At 62.8% G+C, this 16,742-nt stretch carries 13 protein-coding genes; 4 read left to right on the top strand and 9 right to left on the bottom strand.

Features of this window, described 5'->3' with window-relative positions; all coding sequences use genetic code 11:
- Positions 1 to 304 precede the first annotated feature (304 nt).
- Positions 305 to 1,270 (top strand): magnesium/cobalt transporter CorA, encoded by a 966-nt coding sequence (gene corA / locus VIZ63_RS00660; RefSeq protein ID WP_331607546.1) that lies wholly within the window; start codon positions 305 to 307, stop codon positions 1,268 to 1,270.
- A gap of 283 nt (positions 1,271 to 1,553) precedes the next feature.
- On the opposite strand, the gene VIZ63_RS00665 is transcribed toward corA, so the two are convergent.
- Positions 1,554 to 2,810 (bottom strand): dicarboxylate/amino acid:cation symporter, encoded by a 1,257-nt coding sequence (locus VIZ63_RS00665; protein WP_331607547.1) that lies wholly within the window; start codon positions 2,808 to 2,810, stop codon positions 1,554 to 1,556.
- Between the two features lie 31 nt (positions 2,811 to 2,841).
- A complete protein-coding gene (locus VIZ63_RS00670) occupies positions 2,842 to 3,624 on the bottom strand; it encodes an undecaprenyl-diphosphate phosphatase (protein ID WP_331607548.1) in 783 nt (260 codons plus the stop codon).
- 408 nt (positions 3,625 to 4,032) lie between these two features.
- Here VIZ63_RS00670 and VIZ63_RS00675 point away from each other — a divergent pair, with 408 nt between their 5' ends.
- Together VIZ63_RS00675 and VIZ63_RS00680 are read left to right on the top strand one after the other, a co-directional pair.
- Positions 4,033 to 4,461, top strand: a complete 429-nt coding sequence (locus VIZ63_RS00675; RefSeq protein ID WP_331607549.1) for a hypothetical protein — start codon at positions 4,033 to 4,035, stop codon at positions 4,459 to 4,461.
- 67 nt (positions 4,462 to 4,528) lie between these two features.
- The gene (locus VIZ63_RS00680; RefSeq protein WP_331607550.1) at positions 4,529 to 6,361 is read left to right on the top strand and encodes a DUF885 domain-containing protein; all 1,833 of its coding nucleotides are present in this window, start codon (positions 4,529 to 4,531) and stop codon (positions 6,359 to 6,361) included.
- Positions 6,362 to 6,412: 51 nt separating this feature from the next.
- On the opposite strand, the gene VIZ63_RS00685 is transcribed toward VIZ63_RS00680, so the two are convergent.
- Positions 6,413 to 8,296: a DUF3413 domain-containing protein gene (locus VIZ63_RS00685; RefSeq protein WP_331607551.1), complete on the bottom strand. Its 1,884-nt coding sequence runs from the start codon at positions 8,294 to 8,296 to the stop codon at positions 6,413 to 6,415.
- Between the two features lie 119 nt (positions 8,297 to 8,415).
- Between VIZ63_RS00685 and VIZ63_RS00690 the strand changes: the two genes are divergently transcribed.
- Positions 8,416 to 10,344: a C13 family peptidase gene (locus tag VIZ63_RS00690; RefSeq protein WP_331607552.1), complete on the top strand. Its 1,929-nt coding sequence runs from the start codon at positions 8,416 to 8,418 to the stop codon at positions 10,342 to 10,344.
- Positions 10,345 to 10,487: 143 nt separating this feature from the next.
- On the opposite strand, the gene lnt is transcribed toward VIZ63_RS00690, so the two are convergent.
- The 6 genes from lnt to ssb all read right to left on the bottom strand — a co-directional run bounded on the left by lnt (position 10,488) and on the right by ssb (position 16,729).
- The gene (gene lnt / locus VIZ63_RS00695) at positions 10,488 to 12,053 is read right to left on the bottom strand and encodes an apolipoprotein N-acyltransferase (protein WP_331607553.1); all 1,566 of its coding nucleotides are present in this window, start codon (positions 12,051 to 12,053) and stop codon (positions 10,488 to 10,490) included.
- A gap of 135 nt (positions 12,054 to 12,188) precedes the next feature.
- Entirely contained in the window at positions 12,189 to 13,040 is an 852-nt protein-coding gene (locus tag VIZ63_RS00700; RefSeq protein ID WP_331607554.1) for an HlyC/CorC family transporter, read from the bottom strand.
- Positions 13,033 to 13,590, bottom strand: coding sequence for an rRNA maturation RNase YbeY (gene ybeY / locus VIZ63_RS00705; RefSeq protein WP_331607555.1), 558 nt, complete (start codon positions 13,588 to 13,590; stop codon positions 13,033 to 13,035). Before ybeY ends, VIZ63_RS00700 begins: the two co-directional genes overlap by 8 nt.
- A complete protein-coding gene (locus tag VIZ63_RS00710) occupies positions 13,590 to 14,597 on the bottom strand; it encodes a PhoH family protein (protein WP_331607556.1) in 1,008 nt (335 codons plus the stop codon). Before VIZ63_RS00710 ends, ybeY begins: the two co-directional genes overlap by 1 nt.
- A gap of 89 nt (positions 14,598 to 14,686) precedes the next feature.
- Complete coding sequence (gene miaB / locus VIZ63_RS00715) at positions 14,687 to 16,060, bottom strand: tRNA (N6-isopentenyl adenosine(37)-C2)-methylthiotransferase MiaB (protein WP_331607557.1); 1,374 nt, start codon at positions 16,058 to 16,060, stop codon at positions 14,687 to 14,689.
- Between the two features lie 174 nt (positions 16,061 to 16,234).
- On the bottom strand, positions 16,235 to 16,729 hold the full coding sequence (gene ssb, locus VIZ63_RS00720; protein ID WP_331607593.1) for a single-stranded DNA-binding protein: 495 nt from the start codon (positions 16,727 to 16,729) through the stop codon (positions 16,235 to 16,237).
- Positions 16,730 to 16,742: the final 13 nt, after the last annotated feature.

The raw sequence follows: 16,742 nt of genomic DNA on the forward strand, positions 1-16,742 counted from the left end.
GGCATGGATCAGGTAGGCCGCCAGCGCCCCGGCTATCCACATTGCAAACTGCACGAACGTCATTCGATTCTCCCGAGGCGGGACAACGCCACGACCAACGCGTGGGTCGTCGCGTACAAGACGACGATGAGTCCGATGAAGACCAGATCCTGCATGTGCGCTCTCCTTCGATGGCGAAGATGCTACGGCGCAAATGCATCAAGAAGCGGCAGGGAAAGAGCAGCGCCCGCATAAGGAATGCATAAAGACGCGGCCAGGCCGTGCGATCGGGAGTTACACTGCCGCGAACACTGGAGAGCCTTCTATGCTCATTACCTGCGCCGCCTATCGCAACGGTGAAAAGCTGGCAGATATCAGCGTGGAGACGATCAGCGAGTACGTCTGCCAGCCCGATTGCTTCGTCTGGGTGGCCCTGGCCAATCCCGAGCCGGCAGAGCTGGAGCAGATGCAGGAAGAATTCGACCTGCATCCGCTGGCCGTCGAAGACGCCCGCCACGGCCATCAGCGTCCCAAGATCGAGGAGTACGGCAACAGTCTGTTCGCCGTGCTGCACATGATCGAGGAAAGCGGCAGCGAACTGAGCGTCGGCGAGGTCGCCATCTTCACCGGCCCCAACTACGTGCTCTCGGTGCGCAGTCGCGCGCACAAGGGCTTTCAGGAGGTGCGCACACGCGCGGAGCGAGAACCCGAGTTACTGAAACACGGCGCCGGCTACGTGCTGTACGCGCTGATGGATGCGGTGGTCGATCGCTACTTTCCCGTGCTCGAACACCTGGAGGACGAACTCGAAGTACTCGAGGAACGCATCTTCGCCAACTCCTCCGCGCGGACCAATATCGAAGCCCTTTACGGGCTGAAACAGCGCCTCATGATCGTCAAGCATGCCGTCGGCCCGCTACTGGATGGGTTGGGCAGCCTGTCCGGGGCCCGCGTTCCCCTCATGTGTGCAGGCATGCAGGAATACTTTCGCGACATCGCCGATCACCTGCAGCGACTGAATCAGACCATTGAATCGGTACGCGACACCGTTTCCACCGCCACGGCGGTCAATCTGTCGATGATCACGTTGCAGGAAAGCGAAGTGATGAAACGACTCGCGGCCTACGGCGCGCTGGTGGCCGTACCCACGCTGATCGTGGGCATCTACGGCATGAACTTCGAGTTCATGCCGGAACTGCGCTGGCGCTATGGCTATGCCATCACGCTCGCACTGATGGCGGCGCTCGATGGCTATCTCTTTTATCGGTTTCGCAGGGAGAAGTGGTTGTGAGACGGAACGACGGCTGGCTGCGCCAGCAGGAGGCCGTGTGCAGGATGGCCGGAAGACCGGCAGGGGGGCCGCGCAGACGCGGCAGGTCAGAGCGGAGAAGACGTTCCGCAGGGAGGACAATGACCGCCTTCGATCGTACGAATCTGACTTGCCGCGTCTTCGCGACCTTCATGTGACCAATGGCGACCAGCGGGAGCCCGGGGGAATCCCGCGCGGACCGCAGGCCTACTTGCCGTAGGCCCCTTGCTCGCGAAGCGAGCCGCCATTTCCTCCCCGTCACTTCCTACGCTACCGCCCTCTTACCTTCCGGCTCCTCCTCCTCCTTCAGCTCCCCTTCCCACTTCGACACCACTGCCGTCGCGATGCTGTTGCCGATGACATTGGTGGCCGAGCGGCCCATGTCCAGGAAGTGGTCGATGCCGAGCAGCAGGACCAGCCCCGCTTCCGGAATGCCGAACTGGGCCAGCGTCGCTGCGATCACCACGAGCGAAGCGCGCGGGACGCCGGCGATGCCTTTCGAGGTCAGCATGAGCACGGCGACCATCGCGATCTGCTGACTGATCGGAATCTCGATGCCGTACACCTGCGCGATGAACATGACGGCGAAGGTGCAGTACATCATCGAGCCGTCCAGATTGAAGGAGTAGCCGACGGGCAGGACGAAGCTGGCGATGCGATTGCTGCAGCCGAACTTCTCCAGTTCCTCCAGCGTGCGCGGGTAGGCCGCTTCGGAACTGGCCGTCGAGAACGCGAGAATGACAGGCCCCCGTACACGCTTGATCAGGCGCACCACGCGGGGTCCGATGATCAGGCCGCCCAGGATCGTGAGGATCACCCACAGGAGCAGCAGGCCCAGGTAGAACTCACCCATGAAGATGCCGTAGACCCGCAGAATATCCAGGCCCTGCTTCGCCACCGTCGTCGCCAGCGCACCGAATACCGCGAGCGGCGCGAACAGCATCACGTAACCCGTCACCTTCAGCATGATGTGCGCGAGCACATCGACCACCTCGATGACCGGCTTGCTGCGCTCGCCGAGTGCGGCCATCGCAGTACCGAAGAACAGCGAGAACACGACGATCTGCAGGATCTCGTTGCGCGCCATCGCATCGAGGATGCTGGTCGGAATCGTGTGAGCGATGAATCCCTGCAGCGACAACGCACCGGCCTCGATGCCGGACTGCACGTGCGATTCAGGAATCGGCAGCGACATGGCCTTTCCCGGCTCGAGGGTCTCGACCAGCACCAGGCCGAGCGTCAGCGAAATGAGCGATGCAAAGATGAACCAGCCCAGCGCCTTGCCGCCGATGCGGCCCACCGTGGCGATATCGCCCATCTTGGCAATGCCGACGACCAGCGTGGAGAACACCAGCGGCGCGATGATCATCTTGATCAACCGCAGGAACATGGTCGGCAGCAGCCCGGTTGTCTCGGCGAATTCGGCTGCCGACTCGGGAAAGTAGGTGTAGCTGATGTAACCGCTCACCAGGCCCAGGATGAGTCCGATGATGATGAACGTGGTCAGGCGACTGGAGGGCATTGCGCGTGATCCTTGGTTGCGACGACGGATATCAGACGAATGCCAGCAGCAGCGCTCCCAGGGCGATGCGATACCAGGCGAACGGCACGTAACTGTGGGACTGGATGTAACGCAGCAACCACTTCACTGCAACGAAACCAACGACGGTGGACACGCCAAAGGCGATCGCAAGATCTCCCCACGCCTCGCCCGCCAGACCGCCTTCGAAGTAGAGCTCCATGAACTGATAGGCAGTGGCCGCAAACATGGTGGGAATCGCCAGCAGGAAGGCAAATTCCGCAGCGGCCGGACGTGAGGTCGTGCCGGCGAGCATGGCGGCAAACAACGCCGCGGCCGATCGCGATGTGCCGGGAAACACTGCAGCGATCACCTGCGCCACGCCGACCCAGGCCGCGGCATTCCAACCGATCAGCGCGCTCACCGGGCGCTTCGACACGTACCATTCGACAGCGAAGATGATGAAGCCACCGATGATCAGTGCAGCGGCGACGGGATAGACGGTTTCCGGCAGTTCGATGCCAGCCAGTCTCGCGCCCAGACCGCCAATCACCGTGATACCGAGTGCAAGTGCGAGCTTGAGCAGATAGTCACGATTCTCGGCGCGCGCAAACCCGAGACCCATGTCGAGCAGACGGCGCCAGTAGACGAGCGTCACGGCGAGAATGGCGCCGGACTGGATCGCCACCGTGAACAGATCGGAACGCCGGCCCAGCCAGTGTTGCGCGATCAGCAAGTGGCCGGTGCTGGAGATAGGGAGAAACTCGGTGATGCCTTCGATGATTCCCAGCAGAATGACCTGAATCAGATTTTCCACGCACAGCCCATTGTTCGATATTCAGTGACGGGCATCATACTGGCAGACGGCGACGGGACGACAGTTTCATCGACCCGCCCAGGGTCGGGCTGTCGGGCCTTTCACCAGACAATGCTCACCGTCAGGCCAGGCCCGGTCCGCCATGCATACAATTCGCGGCACTGTGCCCAGCCTGCTGCGACCGCATTGACCTCCATCAATCGGCGCACCTATAGTCGCCGCCATGTCGCGAATCGTCGCTCGCACTCTCCAGCAACAACCGTCGTTACAGGCGGCGGTGGTTGCGCGCGCGTTCCAAAGCCGGGATCCGATCCCGGGCTGACCGAACCGTCTCTCGCTACCCCGCCATCGGCGGGGTTCGCACCGAGCTTCGCCGGGCTGTTTCACGCACCCCTCAAGGAGCTCATCATGCTTCATTTCACTTCCGACGCTGATATCGAACGCATCGCCCGCGGCGTGATCGACCGGTCGCTGCCCAAACGCGAATGGACCCACGCGGCGCATTTCGCCGCGGCGCTCTGGTTGCTCGCCCGCTCGGACATGGACCCGATGCGCGAGATGCCCACATTGATTCGTGCATACAACGAAGCCACAGGCGTCGCCAACACCGACACCAGCGGCTATCACGAAACGATCACGCTCGGTTCGCTGCGTGCCGCCCAGGCCTGGCTCGAAACCCGGCGCGACCGTCCGCTGCACGAGTCGCTGACCGACCTACTGGCTTGCGAGTTCGGTCGTAGCGACTGGTTGCTCGCGTACTGGTCGAAACCGGTGCTGTTCTCGGTAGTCGCACGACGCAGCTGGGTCGAGCCGGATCGGCGGCCCCTGCCGTTCTGATCTCAACCGGCCGCGCTATCATGCCGCTCCCGAACTCGTCCCTTCGCTGCAATCCGGAGATCGATCGATGACTGCCAGCCGTCGTGAATTCATCGTGGGCACAGGAGCTGCGATTGCCGCTGCCAGCCTGCCGGTTTCCGCGTCACCCGCGAGCAGTGCCGCGGCCGATGCGGCCGTGCAGAAGCTGCTCGCCGATTTCGCCGAAGGCTTGCTGATCGATTACCCCGAAAGCGCCACGGGGCTGGGCATCGACACCGGCGCACGCGCGGTATTGAAGTCGAAGCTCTCCGATCGTTCGATGGCGGGTCAACAGGCGATCGCGCAACGCGTGACGCAACGGCTGCAGCGACTGCAAGCGATCGATGTCACTGCACTCGGTGCGGCGACGCGTGTCGATGTGGACGTGATGCGCACGGCGCATGAGTTCGCCGCGGAAGGATTCGCCTTCCCATACGGCGACACCGCCCTGCTCAACCTGACCTGGTCGTGGCGCAATGCGCCTTATGTGGTCGCACAGAACACCGGCGCCTTCCTGGAAATTCCCAGCATGCTGGAAGAGCAGCACACGATCACGACGCGGGAAGATGCAGACGCCTATCTCGCACGGCTCGACGCGTACGCCGGTCAGATCGACGGAGAAACCGGACGCCTGCACAGCGCGGCGGCACAAGGCGTCATCGCACCGGATTTCCTGCTCGACAAGACGCTCGAGCAACTGCGCATCGCGCGCGGCGCGAACGTCGCGAACTGGTCACTGGTGACGTCGCTGGCGAAGCGCACGAAAACCCTCGGCGGCGACTATGCAACGCGAGCCGGGAAAATCTCAGCCGATCGCATCGCACCTGCCCTCGATCGACAGATCGCTGAACTCGATGCCCACCGTCGCAAGGCGACAGCCGATGCGGGTGCGTGGAAGCTGCCGCGAGGCGATGAATACTATGCGTGGACACTCCGGGCCGCGACGACGACCCGGCTGACGCCGGATGAGATTCACCAACGCGGCCAGGAGGAACTGCGTGAACTGCAGTCACGCATGGATGCGATCCTGAAACGCGAAGGGTTCACTTCGGGCACTGTCGGCGAACGCATGACGGCTCTGGGCAAGCAGCCGCGGTTCGCCTTCGAGGACAGCGATGCCGGACGCGCACGCCTCATGGCGTACCTGGAAGAACGGGTGCGGGACATGCGCGCGCGACTGCCACGCGCGTTCGCGACGCTGGTGCCCGGCAATTTCGAGATCAAGCGTATGTCGCCCGAAGTCGAACCAGGTGCACCGGGCGCCTACGGTGGCGCCGGCACGATCGACGGCAAGGTGCCCGGCAAGTTCTGGATCAACCTGCACAACATGAAGGTGTGGACGACCTACAACTTGCCGACGCTGTGCTTCCACGAGTCCATTCCGGGGCATGTCTGGCAAGGGGAATATACGTTCGACCTGCCACTCTCACGGTCGCTGCTGGCCTTCAACGCCTACTCCGAAGGCTGGGCACTGTATGCGGAGCAGCTGGCCGATGAACTCGGTGTCTACGATGACGATCCGTTCGGCCGTCTCGGCTATCTGCAGTCCATCGCCTTCCGCGCCTGCCGGCTCGTCGTCGACACGGGCCTCCACGCCAAGCGCTGGACACGCGAACAGGCGATTCAATGGTTCGCCAGCACCAACGGATCGAGCGTCGACGAAGTCACGAGCGAAGTGGATCGCTACTGCGCCTGGCCGGGCCAGGCCTGCGGCTACAAGGTGGGCCACAGCGAGATCAACCGGCTGCGTACGCAGGCACAACAGGCCCTCGGCGCGAAGTTCGATCTGCGACAGTTCAACGACACGGTCGTCAAAGGCGGCGGCGTGCCGATGCTCACGCTGGCGCGCATGATCGATGCTTTCGTCACACAACGTCGATAGTCCGTCGTTCGCTGCTCAGGCCGGGGTGCGCAGCGTTCCTGACGGTGCCGGTCACGGCATGCCGATGGTTCCATAGGCGCGCCGATAGAACCGCGTCTTCTGTTCGAGGGCGTCGCGAATCGCCTCGGGATGCAGCGAATCCTCGTCCAGCTCGCTGTAATCGAGTCCCAGCACCTCGAAGCCGTATTCACTGACCACCGCAATGCGGTCGTGCTGGACGAGAGCGAAGCCCATGTACTCGGATATCAGCAGCGTGTCGCGTCCGCCGGCTTCGAGCAGCGGCCGGCCGACACTGTGCGTGGAGAACGGATCGCTGCAACCCAGGTGGTCGCGCATCAGCGTCGGCATCACGTCGAAATGCGACGTGCGGTGAGTGAGCACCGCGGCACTCGTTCCCGGCGCATAGAGAATGAACGGCACACCGGTCTGGTAGCGTGTGAAATTGCTGGAGTGCCCCCAGTAACCCCGCTCGTTGTCGTTGAACTCCTGGCCATGGTCGCCGGTGATCATGATCAGCGAATTCTCCAGCAGACCGCGCGCCTCGATATCGGCCAGGACCCTGCCGACGAGGCTGTCGACGTAATGCACCGAATTGCGATAGCGGTTCAGCCATGGCAGCGGATCGGAACCGCGCCCGAGCTGCAGATAGTTGATGTCCCCGATGCTGGGCTGGAACTGCAACGGATAACCGGCTGGAAACTCGAAGCTGTGCGGCGCATCGTAGAACAGCAGCGCAAAAAACGGCTGTTTGGCATCGCGGCCATCGAGATACCGCAGGAAGTCGTCGGTCAGATCCCGATCCCAGTCGGCCGGCCCCTGGCCGTCGGAACGCATGCGCACGTCCTTGAGCGAGGCGAACACGGTGCGATCGAACTCCGGGCTGTACAGCGGAGCACTGCGGAAGGCACGAATGTCGTACTGCTGACGCAGCAGCTCATCGAAGATCGCAGGTCCCTTGCGATCGCTGAGCACCGCATGCCAGTACGTACCCGGAATCGAATAGAACAGCGAGAACACGCCGATGCGGGTGGCGTTGCCGCCGCTGTGATGATCGACGAATTGCTGCGAGCGGCGCGCGAACGCTGCGATGTTCGGACTGACCCTGTCATTCATCGCATCGAAACGCCACGAGTCGATCATGATGACGATGATGTTCCTGCGTCGCGCCGGCGCTTTGCAGCTGCGCTCCTGCAGCGGGTACTGCAGCGTGCCACTGTCCGAGGCGCCGGCGAGCGGCTGCACTTCGCGACGCACATTCACGCCGACCGAACGCAGGAAGCGCTTGGCCGTGGCCGCATAACGCAACGGCAGCACGTCCGTCTGTTTGAGCAGCGATTCCTTCGAGACCACGTCGGCCCACAGGTGCGCCCCATGGAAGCCCAGCAGCGACAGGATGATCAGCGTCAGCCCCACATGGACGAAGCGCGGCTGACCGGCGGTGCGTCGCACGTGACGCCACGTGAGCAGTCCGACGATGGCGACCGTGGTGACGACGGCGACTGCGATCGCGAGCGCCTGCACGTACATGGCGCGCGAGAAGACGAACGTCTCCTGCGCAGCACCACCGAACATCAGGTTGAGCACGCCCGCATTGATGTGAAACCGGTAGAGCCGGTAGACCTGCGTATCGATCAGCAGCGCCATGAGTATCAGCGCTGCGCTCAGAATGCCCAGCGGCAGGATGAAGCGCGGCCGTGGCAGCAGCAGGCTGAACAGCAGCACCGGCAACAGCAGCAGGGCGATCAGCGCAGCGAAATGACCGATGAGCATCGCGGCGCGAAAGAGCAGCGAGGCAGGCGCATCGTCGAGATCCGGCACACCGAAGTAGCGCGCCGAGCCCACGAGCGCCAGCAGCAGGGTCGACAGCAACAGCCATCCCCACCAGCGCCACAATTGCCGCCGGGGGAGTGATGAACCGCTCCGATCAGCACCCATTTGTGACGGAGTATATCGGTCACCACCCCGTCGGGACGCCGTCGTGATCAGCGCCATCGCTCTACCGCCCGTTTCCTGATATTCAGGCATCTATAACTGATGCACTGAATCCGAGTTCGATGAATACCCTGGAAATCACTTACTCCCTGACCGTCGCGGACTGGCGGGCCTACCAGGCTGCCTGGGCGCAGCGTCTGCAGGACCGTACGCGACTGTCGCGCCGCGCGATACTGAGCATCGTCCTGCTGGCGCTTGGCCTCGCCTGCGTACTGGTGCTGCTCGCCGTGCAGTTGCAGCAACCGATCCCCTTCCTGGCGGTGGTCGTCGGCGCCTGCGCCGCCGTGCTGGGCGTGATGATCAACATGCGGCGCCTGCGCAAGGCGTCACACCCGGATGAGCAGGGCGTGATTCTCGGCCCCGGCCGGCTGACCTTCGACGACAGCGGCATGCGCCTGGAAAAAATGCATTCGCTGATCCGCCACGACTGGTCCGTCTTCCAGGACATCACGCAGTCACCCGAGCACCTGTTCGTCTGGATCGACCGGATGGCAGGACTCATCGTGCCCATTCGCGACCTGCCCACCGATCTCACCGCCGCGCAGGTCATGGAACAGATTCGTGCTTTCGCCTCCAGTGCGATCGTGATCCCCGCTATGCAGGCGCCGCCGACGAATACCGTGACCGCGCAGAGCCTGTCGACGTCGGCATCTTCCGGTGAACACTCTTTCTGGAAATCCATCGCAGGATTTCTGTTGCTGCGGCCGGTGACGCAGCCTGCACTTGCGCTTCCCGATCGCGCTCTGTGCGCGCTGGCACTGACGTACCTCGCCTCGTGGCTGCTGCTCGATTGGCTGACGGCGGCGCCGGGCTCGACGTTTTATATCTATGGCCTGCTGGGAATCGGCTGGTACGCCAGCCTGATCCTGCTGGTCGCGGCTATATGGGCCCGGCTGTCACAGCCGCTGGCGCCGTTTCGCAGCACGCTGGCAGTCGTGCTGGCTTTCACGCCGCTGGCGATCGCGCTGGCGCTGTTGATCCTGCAATACGTCCCCGACGCTGCGATCCTCGGCGCTCTGATCCTGGTCGCATTCTATGCCAGCACCTATGGACACGCGGCGCTGCGCTCGCTCACGGCACGCCACCAGCCGCAGGCAATGTTCGCTGGCCTGCTGGTGCTGTCGCTGGCCGCGTGGTTTGCGCAGACCCAGTACGTGACACCGCAGTTCTGGTATCCCGATGACGATGCCGAAGCCTCGGGCGAGGCGGCCAGCTCCATGGAGCAATGGCGGCAGATGGAAGCATTGCTGTTCGGGCAGTCCGGGCGCATCGACGCCGCGGTGGCCGCCATGGAGCGACCCGACGATCTGGCGTCGGCCGCATTCTTTCTCGGATTTGCCGGCATGGGCGAGCAACGCGTGTTCGCGGGTGAGATCGCACTGGCCAGCGAGGTGATCGCCGAAAACTACGGCACCGGGTCGCGATCCCTGCAACTGATCAACGACCGCCGCGACCTCGCATCGCAACCGTTCGCCAATACCTCGGCGCTGCGCCAGGCGCTGACCGACATCGCGAGGCGCATGAACCTCGACCAGGACGTGCTGTTCCTGGCGCTTTCCTCACATGGCTCGGAAGACGGACAGCTTTCCGTCAGCAACCTGGGAATGCCCGTCAACAATCTTTCCGCTCAGGATCTCGCCGAGGCGCTGGACGACTCGGGTATCCGCTGGCGCGTGATAATCGTCTCCGCGTGCTACTCCGGACAGTTCATCGAACCGCTGCGCAACGACACCACGATTGTCATCACCGCGGCGGCGCCTGATCGTACCTCGTTCGGCTGTGCCGACGATCGTGACCTCACCTACTTCGGCGAAGCGTTCTATCGTGATGCGCTGCACTCCTCTGTCGATCTGCGCACGGCCTTCCAGCGGGCGAAGGCGGAGATCGCGAGGCGAGAGGAACAGGAAGACATCGAGGCGTCGCATCCGCAGGCGCACTTCGGCGCGGCGATCGAACGGCATCTGCGGGGGATGAGGACTGCGAATCGATAGACAGGAAAATCAGCGGCCGCAAGCGAAGGGAGGGCTGCTGGGCGCTGGGCTGCTGGCCAGAATTCGAAACAAAGACGGTGACCGCCGATCCGCTTCGTTGCTCTGGCCAGCAGCCAGGAGCCCAGGACCCAGCAGCCCCTCTGTTACGCCCCGTGCGATTCCCTTCCGGTCACGGTCTTTCGCGGCGTTCTTCTGCGGATCACTACGGCGCCGGCGATTACTACAGCGCACAGGAGGATCACCGGCCAGTTGCCGACGTGCGCGTAGGGCGTGAGTCCGGTGCGCGGCTGCACGACGCCAGTGAGGACGTCGGGCTTGAATCGCGGCAACGTCTTTTCCACCCTGCCGTCCGCCAGGATCAGGGCCGAGATACCGTCGTTGGCCGCACGCAGCAGCGGCCGCTGCGCCTCCATCACACGCATGCGGCTGATCTGCAGGTGCTGCGGGGCCGCCGTCGTATCGCCGAACCAGGCATCGTTGGTGACGTTCACCAGCAGCGTGGCTTCCTTGAGGACCGCGAGCTGCTCGGCGCCGTAGGCATCTTCATAACAGATCGTGGCCCCGATCTTGTTCGCGCCCGCGCGCAGTGCCGGCTGATTGCGTTCGCCCGCGGTGATATCCGTGTACGGCAAACTCTGCAGCCGCATCCACGCCCGCACGAAGGACGGAACCGGAAAGAACTCGCCGAATGGCACGAGGCGACGTTTGTCATACCACTGCGCCTCTTCGTCGAGCGCCAGCAAGCCGTTGCGGATGTCGTCCTGGTCCTTGCCGTAGTGGAGCATCCCGGTGATCAGCGTCGTGTTCTTGGCGCGGGCCGCCGACCACAGCTGGGAAACGAAATCGCGTAACTGATCGGGCATATCGGGCAGGGCCGCCTCCGGCCACAGCACGATGTCCTTGCCTAGTTGCGGCAACGTGAGATCGCGGTACAGATCGAGCGTGGAATCACGATACTCGAGGCTCCACTTCAGATCCTGCGGAACCGCACCCTGCACGATCGCCACGGTGACCGGGCGACCGATCGGCTGTGTCCATTCGTGATTCCAGAGTGCAGCGCCGGTCACCCAGATCGCTGCACCTGTTGCGACTGCGATGATTCGCTCACGCCGCGTACTCGTGAGAAGCACGACAAGCACACCTGCGGAAATGGCGGCCAGCAGACTGATGCCGTAGACACCGACGATCGGTGCATAACCCGCCAGCGGCGAATCGGTCTGCGAATAGCCCAGGGCAAACCAGGGAAAGCCGCTGAGGAACCAGCCGCGAAACCATTCGAGCAGCGCATACGCCGCCGGATAGACGATGAGCGGATGCCATATCCCCCCGATTCCGGCGCTCGCCCGTGATGGCAGCCATCGCGTCAGGCCGTAACCGAGCGCTGCCGTGTAGCTGCCAAGAATCGCCACCATCGCGAACATGAGAAAGATCGCGATCCATGCCGGTGCGTGGCCGATCTCGTGAATCGTGTTGTAGAGCCAGTAGGTTCCGGACAGGAACAGCCCCACGGTGAACAGGAAGCCCGCCTTCGCCGCATGGCGCGGTGACGCTGCGAACCGCCAGCTCAGGAACAGGAAGGTCGGACACAGAATCGCGAGCGGCCACCACTCGAACGGCGCAAACGCCAGCGACAGCAGCCCGCCGACCGGCAGTGCGAGCCATTGCGCGAGACGCGTCTCGAAAAAATACTGGAGAGGAAGAGGTTTCACACAGAGTACTCAGAAATCACAGAGCGCCGGAATACGGAAAGCAGAGCAACCATCTCGTTGCCCCTGGCTCTGTGTACGCTGTGCTCTCTGTGTGAAATCTTTTTCTTCTCCGTGCCCTGCCGTGACATCCGGTGTTCATTCTTCCTTCGGCACGATGTCCTCGGTGGTCGTGACACGCAGCAGATCGAGACGGCGGCGGTCGGCACGCACGACGCGGAACTCCAGGCCATCGAGAGTGAAAGTTTCGCCACGCCGCGGCAGCCGACTCAGGTAGTTGATGACCAGGCCGCCGATCGTGTCGAACTCGTCGTCGCTGAACGACGTGCCGAAGTACTGATTGAAGTCCTCGATGCGCGTCGTGCCCTTCACGCTGAACTGACGTTCGGCCTCCTTGCGGATGTCGAGATCGTCTTCGACGTCGTATTCATCGCCAATGTCGCCGACGATCTGTTCGAGCACGTCTTCGATGGTGACGAGGCCGGAAACGCCGCCGTATTCGTCGACCACGATCGCCATGTGATGATGGCTGGCGCGGAATTCCTTGAGCAGTTCGCTCAGGCGTTTGCTTTCCGGAATGAAGGCGGCGGGACGCAGGCACTCCTTGATGTCGAAGTTCTCCCTGCCGCCGTCGACGAAGTATCGCAGCAGGTCCTTCGCCAGCAGGATGCCGACCACCTGATCGCGATCTTCACCGATGACTGGAAAACGCGAGTGCCCGGATTCGATCACCGCCGGCAGGATGTCCTCCGGCGGATCGTCGCGATTGACGATTACGATCTGCGATCGCGGCACCATGATGTCGCGCACCTGCATCTCGACCACCTCGAGCACGCCTTCGAGCATTTCGAAAGCGTCGGAGCTGATCACGCCGCGCGACTTCGCATTGACCAGAAGATCGATGAGATCCTCGATATCGCGCGGCTCGCTGCTGAAGCTGTCGGTGATACGCCGCAGCCAGCGACCCGTCGGACCTTGTTCCTCAGACATATGGATTGGGATACCCGAATGTCGCCAACAGATTCATTTCGCGCTCTTCCATCAACTCGGCTTCACCTTCGATTTCATGATCGTAACCTAACAGATGCAACACCCCATGGATGACCATGTGGGCCCAGTGGGACTGCGGAGATTTCACCTGTTCCCGCGCCTCACGGGCCACGACCGGGGCACAAATGACGAGATCGCCCAGCGGCAGGGAGTCATCGCTCGCTGCCGGCTGCCCGGCATCCGCCAGCCCGGAGGGAAAGGACAAGACATTGGTCGGCTTGTCCTTGCCACGCCACAGACGGTTCAGGCGCCGGCTTTCTGCCGCGCCAACGATGCGGATGGTGATCGAAATCCGGGGGACACGAAGCCGGGTCGCTGCACCGGGTGTTCCGCCGATGAACGCCGCCACTGCCCAACGACGCAATACACCCGGATGAGGCACGCCCTTGCGTGTTGCGGCGAACTGGATCGGCACTTCGAGTTCGAGATCGTCGGCGTTGACGCGCCGCGGCCGGCGACTCGCCGATGTCTCGCGAACGGGTCGCGGCATTACCGATCAGGCCCTTGCGCATCGGCGGCATCGGGCGGCGCCTGTGTACGTTCGTACGCTTCGACGATCCGTTGCACCAGCGGATGACGGACGACGTCGCGCGACGTGAAGTGCGTGAAGGACACGCCGGTTACTCCCGGCAACACCTTCATCGCATTGCGCAGCCCGGACACCTGCTGCTTCGGCAGATCGGTCTGCGTGATATCGCCGGTCACGACGGCTTTCGAGCCGAAGCCCAGGCGCGTGAGGAACATCTTCATCTGCTCGACGCTGGTGTTCTGCGCCTCATCGAGGATGATGAAGGAATCGTTCAAGGAACGGCCGCGCATGAATGCCAGCGGCGCGATCTCGATGACCTGGCGCTCGACGGCGCGCGCCACTCGATCGAATCCCATCATTTCATAGAGCGCGTCGTACATCGGCCGCAGGTACGGATCGACCTTCTGGGCCAGATCGCCCGGCAGGAACCCGAGTCGCTCGCCCGCTTCGACGGCAGGACGCACGAGCACGATGCGGCGCACACGTTCCGACTGCAACGCCTCGACGGCACAGGCGACCGCGAGGAACGTCTTGCCGGTACCCGCAGGGCCGATGCCGAACGTCAGGTCCGAGGTATGGATGTTGTGCAGGTACTGGCGCTGATTCGGCCCGCGTCCGCGGATACCGCCACGCTGCGTGTGAATCGACAGGTCGTCCTCTCGCGGGTGCGATGAGGCCACAGCGGCGTTCGTATCCATTCCGGCTTCCTGCAAGGCGAGGTGCACGCGGTCCGGCGTCAGCGATTCGCTCGCCGACAAATCGAACAACGCACGCAGTACGATCTGAGCCGTGGCTGCGGCAGCGGCGGGTCCCGTGACTTCGACCTGTCCACCGCGACGACGCACCTGCACGCCGAGACGCTGCTCGACATGACGCAGATTCTCATCCAGCGGTCCGACGAAATTGGCCAGCCGGGTGTTGTCGACAGGCTCGAAGGCGAGATCGCGGGTTTCGACGAGAATGCTCAAGAGAAAATTTCCACGGGGTACACGAGGAACACTGGGTCGGACAAGAACATGGAAATATTCATCTTCAATCTGCGGTCCATATGCTGCATCTATGCGGCTTGAATTTTTCCGCCCCCCGTGTGCCCCGTGGAAATCCGATCTTCTCCGACGAGGCGGCCGCGCAGGGAGTTGGTCAGGCCTTCAGTGATCAGCACGTCGGCGAACTGACCGATCAGCGACTGGGGTGCATCGAAGTTCACCCAGCGCATGTTCTCCGTGCGACCCGCTACCTGGCGGGAATCCTTCTTCGCTGACCGCTCCACCAGGACACGCTGCACGCTGCCGACCATCGACTGACTGATGCCGCGTGAATGCGCATCGATGTGTGCCTGCAGCACCGAGAGCCGCTGATGCTTTTCCTCGTGCGTGACGTCGTCGGGCAACGAAGCGGCTGGCGTACCGGGACGACGGCTGTAGATGAAGCTGAAGGACTGGTCGAAACCGACATCCCGGATCAGGTTCATGGTCGCTTCGAAATCACGCTCGGTCTCGCCGGGAAATCCGACGATGAAATCGGAAGAGATGCTGATGCCAGGCCGCACGGCGCGCAGTTTGCGGATCTTCTGCTTGAATTCGAGCGCTGTGTAGCCGCGCTTCATGGCCGCAAGAATCCGGTCGGACCCCGACTGCACCGGCAGGTGCAGATAATTCGCGAGCTTCGGCACGTCGCGATACGCCTCGATGAGCGCGTCATTGAACTCGAGCGGATGCGACGTCGTGAAGCGAATGCGCTCGACCCCATCGATGTCGGCGACGCAATAGATGAGCGTGGACAGATCGCACAGCGTGCCATCGTCCATCGGACCGCGATACGCATTGACGTTCTGGCCCAGCAGATGGATTTCGCGCACGCCCTGGGCGGCCAGCTCACGGATTTCCGCCATCACCGGCTCGAACGGGCGACTGACCTCCTCCCCCCGCGTGTAAGGCACCACACAGAACGAGCAGTACTTGCTGCATCCTTCCATGATCGACACAAACGCTGTCGAACCTTCGGCGCGCGGCTGCGGCAGGTGATCGAACTTCTCGATCTCCGGGAAGCTGATGTCCACGACGGGACGACCGGTCGCACGCAGCTCGCTGATCATGTCCGGCAACCGATGCAGAGTCTGCGGCCCGAACACCAGGTCGACGTAATTGACGCGCTTCGTGATGCTCTCGCCTTCCTGGCTGGCAACGCAGCCACCGACGCCGATGATGAGATCCGGCCTGGCCTGCTTCAGATGCCGCCAGGTCCCCAGCTGCGAGAAGACCTTGTCCTGCGCCTTCTCGCGAATCGAACAGGTATTGAGCAGGATGACGTCGGCCTGCGCCGGATCTTCCGTCAGCTCATAGCCGCCGGATGCCCTCAGTACGTCCGCCATCTTGGCGGAGTCGTACTCGTTCATCTGACAGCCGTTGGTACGGATATGAAGGAAAGGCATGGGACCGGGTGAAAAACGGGGCGGGTAGGATACTGGGAGAAGGGCCTGGGCTCTAGGCCTTAGGCTCTAGCCAGAAAAAACAAAGACTTGGGATGTCCCTGACAGGTAATCCCCCTCGTCGTGGATTACCTTAATTCCTGCATGGCTACCAGGACCTGGGCCCTGGTGCCTTCCTCAGAACGGAATATCGTCGTCGAAGCCGGCGTCATCGCCTGCGGGTGCGCCACGATCCTCGACGGCCGCGGGACGCGACTGGCGCGATTCGCCACCACCCCGCGACTCGAACCCACCACTCGCACCACCGCCGCCTCCAGCACCGGCGCCAGCACCCCCACGACTACCGAGCATCTGCATATCACGGCCCACGATCTCGGTGGTGTAGCGGTCCTTGCCTTCCTTGTCCTGCCATTTGCGGGTGCGCAGGCTGCCTTCGATGTACACCTGCGAGCCTTTACGCAGATATTCGGCGGCGATTTCACCCAGCTTGTCGAACAGCACGACGTTGTGCCACTCGGTCCGCTCCTGCTTGTCGCCGGACTGCTTGTCAGTCCAGGCCTCGGAGGTCGCGATGCTGAAATTGGTGACCGCCTTGCCACTCGGCATGTAGCGGGTTTCCGGATCCTTGCCCAGATTACCCACCAGAATGACTTTGTTGATGCCGCGCGCCATGGAATACGTACCT

This window comes from Povalibacter sp., assembly GCF_036520495.1.
GTDB lineage: Bacteria > Pseudomonadota > Gammaproteobacteria > Steroidobacterales > Steroidobacteraceae > Steroidobacter.

Bases quoted from the DNA above. Each gene is read 5' to 3' on its own strand.
- corA (WP_331607546.1), top strand. From the start codon at position 305: ATGCTCATTACCTGCGCCGCCTATCGCAACGGTGAAAAGCTGGCAGAT.
- VIZ63_RS00665 (WP_331607547.1), bottom strand. From the start codon at position 2,810: ATGCCCTCCAGTCGCCTGACCACGTTCATCATCATCGGACTCATCCTG.
- VIZ63_RS00675 (WP_331607549.1), top strand. From the start codon at position 4,033: ATGCTTCATTTCACTTCCGACGCTGATATCGAACGCATCGCCCGCGGC.
- VIZ63_RS00680 (WP_331607550.1), top strand. From the start codon at position 4,529: ATGACTGCCAGCCGTCGTGAATTCATCGTGGGCACAGGAGCTGCGATT.
- VIZ63_RS00685 (WP_331607551.1), bottom strand. From the start codon at position 8,296: ATGGGTGCTGATCGGAGCGGTTCATCACTCCCCCGGCGGCAATTGTGG.
- VIZ63_RS00690 (WP_331607552.1), top strand. From the start codon at position 8,416: ATGAATACCCTGGAAATCACTTACTCCCTGACCGTCGCGGACTGGCGG.
- VIZ63_RS00700 (WP_331607554.1), bottom strand. From the start codon at position 13,040: ATGTCTGAGGAACAAGGTCCGACGGGTCGCTGGCTGCGGCGTATCACC.
- ybeY (WP_331607555.1), bottom strand. From the start codon at position 13,590: ATGCCGCGACCCGTTCGCGAGACATCGGCGAGTCGCCGGCCGCGGCGC.
- miaB (WP_331607557.1), bottom strand. From the start codon at position 16,060: ATGCCTTTCCTTCATATCCGTACCAACGGCTGTCAGATGAACGAGTAC.
- ssb (WP_331607593.1), bottom strand. From the start codon at position 16,729: ATGGCGCGCGGCATCAACAAAGTCATTCTGGTGGGTAATCTGGGCAAG.